1 protein-coding gene is annotated in these 1,520 nt (G+C 70.3%); it reads left to right on the top strand.

What is annotated here, in order from left to right; all coding sequences use genetic code 11:
- A partial coding sequence (locus EKO23_RS24665; RefSeq protein WP_134721226.1) for a molybdopterin-dependent oxidoreductase occupies positions 1–1,520 on the top strand: 1,520 nt, incomplete at both ends.

The following is a 1,520-nucleotide window of genomic DNA, read 5'->3' as shown; positions in this document are numbered from 1 at the left end:
CAAGGACGGGATCATCACCTGGGAGACCCAGCAGACCGACTATCCCTCGGTGGGGCCGGACAAGCCGGAGTACGAGCCGCGCGGGTGTCCCCGCGGGGCGGCGTTCTCCTGGTACACCTACTCGCCGACCCGGGTGCGCTACCCCTACGTGCGCGGCGTGCTGCTGCAGATGTACCGCGAGGCCAAGAACCAGCACGCCGGGGACCCGGTCAAGGCCTGGGCGCACATCGTCGACAACCCGCAGCGCGCCAAGGCGTACAAGTCCGCCCGCGGCAAGGGCGGACTCGTCCGCGCCACGTGGGAGGAAGCGACCGAGATGGTCGCCGCCGCCTACGTCCACACGATCCAGAAGTGGGGCCCGGACCGGGTCGCCGGGTTCTCGCCGATCCCGGCGATGTCGATGGTCTCCCACGCTTCCGGAGCGCGGTTCACCTCGCTGATCGGCGGCTCGATGCTGAGCTTCTACGACTGGTACGCCGACCTGCCGGTCGCCTCGCCGCAGGTCTTCGGCGACCAGACCGACGTGCCGGAGTCCGGCGACTGGTGGGACGCCGGCTACCTGATCATGTGGGGCTCCAACGTGCCGGTCACCCGGACGCCGGACGCGCACTGGATGACCGAGGCGCGCTACCGTGGCCAGAAAGTGGTCGTCGTCTCGCCCGACTATGCCGACAACGTGAAGTTCGCCGACGAGTGGCTCGCGATCAAGCCCGGCACCGACGGGGCGCTGGCGATGGCGATGGGTCACGTCGTGCTCAAGGAGTTCTTCGTCGACAAGACCACGCCCTACTTCGCGGACTACACCAAGAAGTTCACCGACCTGCCGTACCTGATCGCCCTCGAACCCGCCGCCGACGGCCGATACCGGGCCGGGAAGTTCCTCACCGCCGCCGACCTGCCCAACCATGCCGGCGAGGAGAACGCACACTTCAAGACCGTGCTGGTCGATGCCCGTACCGATGGCCTGGTGGTGCCGAACGGGTCGCTGGGCGACCGGTTCGGTGAGGCCGGGGTCGGCAGCTGGAACCTCGACCTCGGCGACGTCGATCCGCGACTGACCCTGCTCGCGCCCGGCGCGGACACCGCGCTGGTCGAGCTGCCCCGGTTCGACAACGTCGACGGCGCGCCGGGCTCGCTGACCCGCGAGGTCCCGGTACGCCGGGTCGGGGACGCCCTGGTGACCACGGTCTTCGACCTGATGCTCGCCCAGTACGGCGTGGGCCGCGAGGGCCTGGGCGGCGGCTACGCCACGTCGTACGAGGACGCGACCGCGCCGTACACCCCGGCCTGGCAGGAGGCGATCACCGGCGTCCCCGCCTCCGCGGCGGCCCGGATCGCCCGCGAGTTCGCGGCCAACGCCGAGGAATCCAAGGGCCGCTCGATGATCCTGATGGGGGCCGGGACCAACCACTGGTTCCACTCCGACACGATCTACCGGGGCTTCCTCGGGCTGACCACGCTCACCGGCTGCCAGGGCGTCAACGGCGGCGGCTGGGCGCACTACGTCGGGCAGGAGAAGT

This window comes from Nocardioides guangzhouensis, assembly GCF_004519545.1.
Taxonomy (GTDB): Bacteria; Actinomycetota; Actinomycetes; order Propionibacteriales; family Nocardioidaceae; genus Nocardioides; species Nocardioides guangzhouensis.
Note: the sequence above shows the minus strand (reverse complement) of the source record. Positions and strands in the feature narration are given on the sequence as shown.